5 protein-coding genes and 1 pseudogene are annotated in these 4,074 nt (G+C 39.3%); all 6 read left to right on the top strand.

Translation table 11 applies throughout. The features are described from left to right. Nucleotides 1–204, top strand: a pseudogene (locus tag WEIDD23_RS10795) (hypothetical protein); the annotation flags it as partial. A gap of 5 nt (nucleotides 205–209) precedes the next feature. Continuing rightward, entirely contained in the window at nucleotides 210–626 is a 417-nt protein-coding gene (locus tag WEIDD23_RS10790; protein ID WP_062358984.1) for a hypothetical protein, read from the top strand. Between the two features lie 50 nt (nucleotides 627–676). Next, complete coding sequence (locus WEIDD23_RS10785) at nucleotides 677–1,264, top strand: SHOCT domain-containing protein (RefSeq protein ID WP_062358983.1); 588 nt, start codon at nucleotides 677–679, stop codon at nucleotides 1,262–1,264. A gap of 58 nt (nucleotides 1,265–1,322) precedes the next feature. Then, on the top strand, nucleotides 1,323–1,985 hold the full coding sequence (locus tag WEIDD23_RS10780) for a hypothetical protein (RefSeq protein WP_062358982.1): 663 nt from the start codon (nucleotides 1,323–1,325) through the stop codon (nucleotides 1,983–1,985). Between the two features lie 76 nt (nucleotides 1,986–2,061). Next, nucleotides 2,062–3,057, top strand: a complete 996-nt coding sequence (locus WEIDD23_RS10775) for a DUF3644 domain-containing protein (protein WP_242865516.1) — start codon at nucleotides 2,062–2,064, stop codon at nucleotides 3,055–3,057. A gap of 452 nt (nucleotides 3,058–3,509) precedes the next feature. Beyond that, a partial coding sequence (locus WEIDD23_RS10770; protein WP_197458887.1) for an Arm DNA-binding domain-containing protein occupies nucleotides 3,510–4,074 on the top strand: 565 nt, incomplete at its 3' end.

Below are 4,074 nucleotides of genomic sequence, written 5' to 3'. Positions count from 1 at the left end.
GAAGCTATGGCCGATTATTTCGGTGTTTCAAAGGCGGATTTGGTTGAACGGCATGTTGATGGTGAGAAGGTGGAACACATCAACTTAGACGAAGCACTCCGCAAACAAGGCGTTGTCATGGAATTCCAAGGTAAGGAACTTTCCGACAAGGCCAAAAGAAAAATCCTCGACATCTTGAAAATTGTAGATGGTGACGAGGACTAGTGCTTATGGATTTTTCAGAATTAGAAGAACGAATTGACACGCAAATTAACGCTGCTGGTATCGGAATGGTTTATGAGGAACTTGAGCCGTACGATCCCGACATTGTTTTCATTAGAGAAGGTAAACACCCCCTGATAGTGATCAATGCATTATCAGCTACTGGAATACCGGTTGTTGCTCGTAAAGCTCATGAGCTATCACACGTTCTAGATGGCGACGGTTCAGCAAGAAGCTACACCTTCAGTATCGGGTTTAAAAACAGCGCTGAACGTATCGCTAACCGCGGAATGGTTTGGCGACTAGCTAAAATCATCTATGAAGACATCCCCTTAGAAAATCGCAATTACTACGACTTTATGAATTGGTTTAACTTACCTAGTGATTTTGAAGCAATTGTAGAAGAGTCCGTACGTCACGCGTGACACAACGTCCAGACAGGATTGACGTTAAAAGCTTAAGGAGAATTGGGTAAATGGCAAGTGCCTTAAAACTAGAAGATATTGCTGCAAAGAAAGTCAGTCTTGGTTATTCTGGCGACACATCACGCCTAGCTTATGTCGAAACAAGCAATAAGCTTGAATATTTGATTGGTGGTTGGAACGCATTACTAAACAAAATATACGTAATTAGTTTTGAAGAAGATGGATTGCTGTTCATGGGAATTAACATGGTGAATCAATTTACCGATAATGACAAATTCATTCCACTTTCTGATCTGGGCGTGATTTCTTATAAGAAGTCAAAGTTCATCAATGGGCGTCTCATGTTTAACGGCGAAAAACTGGTAATTAATTCAGCTGACGGAAAATCAACTGAACATATCATGTATACATTCCTAGCTATTGCAAAATGGGTGAAAAACGATTTGCCAAACGTTCACTCTGCAATTAATAACTACCCTACTCTAAAGGAACGCATGGATGCCAAGAACACACAACCTGAAACAAAGGCATCCTCAAATAGCAACTTGGCCGATTTACGTGAACTTAAGTCACTACTTGATGACGGCATCATCACACAAGATGATTTCGATCGTAAGAAGGCTGAATTGCTTGGCTAATCTTTGCCCCCGCTTGGTTGGCGGGATACATAACATCAATTCTAATAAGGAGTCACTCATGAAAAATTACGATGACCTTAGAGAAACTGCTAAACTCCCTGAAATTATAGCAAACCGCTTTGCTATCGCAGCAATGGGTCAAATCCCAATAATTGGCACTTGGTTGCAGGAAATATACGACGGTATTCCGGGAAGCGTTCGTCAAGAGCGAGTAACCAGTTTGCTTGTTGACACGGCTGACAAGGTCAAAGAATTGGAGGTAACACTCTTCAAATCACAAGATGATTTCAATCAAGTAAAAGATTTACTTGAAACACTTTTGGATGAAGCCCAATTTGCTCGTTCAACTTCTAAGCGCTCTTATTTAATTAATGCGTTCATAAACATACCGTTATCCATTGAAACACTACAGCTTGATAAGAGCGAATTATTTCTCGACATTTTATTGAGAATGCCTGTTGTGGCCATCCACCGATTACAATCGAAAGACGTTGAACTTAGTGAAGACATTTTAGACGTCCTAACAAATAAAATGTCTACTACCGATGCATATGCTGGATCAGACAGAATATTAGAATCGTTTGGTTTGGTGGAATTCGAGGCAGACAGAATAGTTGCCACTCAAATGAAGGACGTCACACCGACTTTCAGAGCGCGTGTGACGCCATTGGGGTATGAATTTATGGAGTTTCTCCGTGATTACCACAACAACCAAGCATAAATCTATGTATGTCCTACATTGAGATTCGTTGAAAACTTAAAAATAAAAGCCACTCGAAGGTGGCGTGGAAGGAATTATGATGACCACAGATACCCTTGCTGATCGCCTTGTCGATAAAAGTATTGAGGCGTTTATTATGGGGCTTGAAATATACAACAAGCCGACCATCAAGTACCGAATTGAAGGTTTTTCATTCTTTATTATCAACGCATGGGAGTTGATGCTGAAAGCAAAATTACTTAAGGACGGTAAGAGCATTTATTTCAACGATAAACCGGATCGTTCATTGAGTGTTGAAAACGTAATTCGTACCATTTATACAGATAAGCGTCAGCCCCTTCGTATTAATTTGGAAAAGATAATTGAACTTCGCAACATCAGTACGCACTTCATCACTGAGGATTACGAAGCAAAATATGCGCCCCTTTTTCAGGCTGCTGTATTGAACTTCACCAACGAACTTAAACGATTCCACGATAAGGACGTCACCGAGTTTATTGCTCAGAACTTCCTAACATTATCTGCAACCTACGAACCGTTGACAAATGAGCAGATTAAAATCAAGTATCCCCCAGAAATTGCAGAAAAGTTGATTCTACAAAGTAATGATTTGGATTTGGCGCTAGATCATAATCACTCTGATAAGTTTGCGATTGATGTTCGCCACAATTTATTTATGGTCAAGAAGAAAGAAGATGCCGACTTTTTGGTTAAGGTTGATTCTTCTGGAAGTTCACCGGTAAAAATTGTTAGAGAACTTAAAGATCCAGCTATCACGCACAAATATTCTCACCATCAAGTCGTGGAGGCTGTAAACTATCGTCTAAAAGCGTTAAATATTGATTTTGAATACGTCAATGCTCAAAGTATTTCTCGTCCATTCTCAACCTATACACTCGACTTGTTTATTAAGTTTTACAACGTTAAAAGTGACGGACAATTCGCATACAACCACAAAACTAACGTGGCTGGCGGACCTTGGACATATTCACAACAGTTCGTCGAATTTATCGTGGACGAAATTAAAAAAGACCCCGACACAATTGTCGAGAGCCTTCAAAAGTCAAAATAAAAAGATAACCCCAGGCACATAGGAATGCTCAGCTAATGCCTACCCCATTTTGGGACCCAGTGTATTTCCTTCACAAGTTATCTGTTAATGCAATTATTGCATTAATAGTGAATAATTTCAAGTCAGAGTTCTTCTTGTGTTTGCACCTGTTTGCACAGGTTTTCATTTGTACATTTACTATTTGTTTTTGATGAATATTTATTCTAAGAAAATATAATGAAAAAGTCTAAAAAACGGTTGATTACATAAAAAGCGCCACCCCTAAGGATGACGCAGCAAATCAAAATGTCTGACAATAAACGATACATATTTATTGTTAACAGTTAGTTATTATATCACCCACGACCTGGGTATGTCGTTAAACTACCCTTTATTTTTATAGAAAGGTTAGGTTTATCCTAATGTCAAGTATCTACAAACGTGGCAATACGTGGACAGCAAACGTGTTCGTCATGAAAAACGGGCAGCGCAGGCGCAAAACAAAATCTGGTTTTAAAACCAAAGCTCAGGCCACGGGTTGGGCAAGCGAAATGGAGATAGCAAAGCAGAACGATACAATCGTTTTAAATTCAAAACTTTTGTTTGGTGACTTCTACGATAATTGGTTTAACACATTCAAATCGCCAACAGTCTCCAAAGCAACAATCAAATGGTACCAATATGTCAGTTCCACCATTCGAGAATATTTTCCGACAACAAGATTAGAACGATTAAATCGAGTTAAATTTCAGCAATTTCTAAATGATTTTGGTGAAACACACGCATTAACTACTGCTCGAAAAATGAAGATGTTGATTAAGCAAGTTGCCGTAGCGGCCATTGCTGACGGTTACATAAGCAAAGACTTCACTTATAACACTCGTGTGACCGGTTTAGATTCGAAAGATACGGATTTAAAATTTCTTGAAGAGCCTGACATGAAAGCTTTGGCTGATTATATTCAGTCTAAGCCAATTCAGACACGGGCTGTAACAGATATGATGATATTAACTGCATTGCAGTCAGGGGCCCGTTACG

It is taken from the genome of Weissella sp. DD23 (assembly GCF_001579105.1).
GTDB classification, from domain to species: Bacteria; Bacillota; Bacilli; order Lactobacillales; family Lactobacillaceae; genus Weissella; species Weissella cibaria.
The sequence above is the reverse complement of the archived record's forward strand: the minus strand, read 5'-3'. Positions and strand labels throughout refer to the sequence as shown.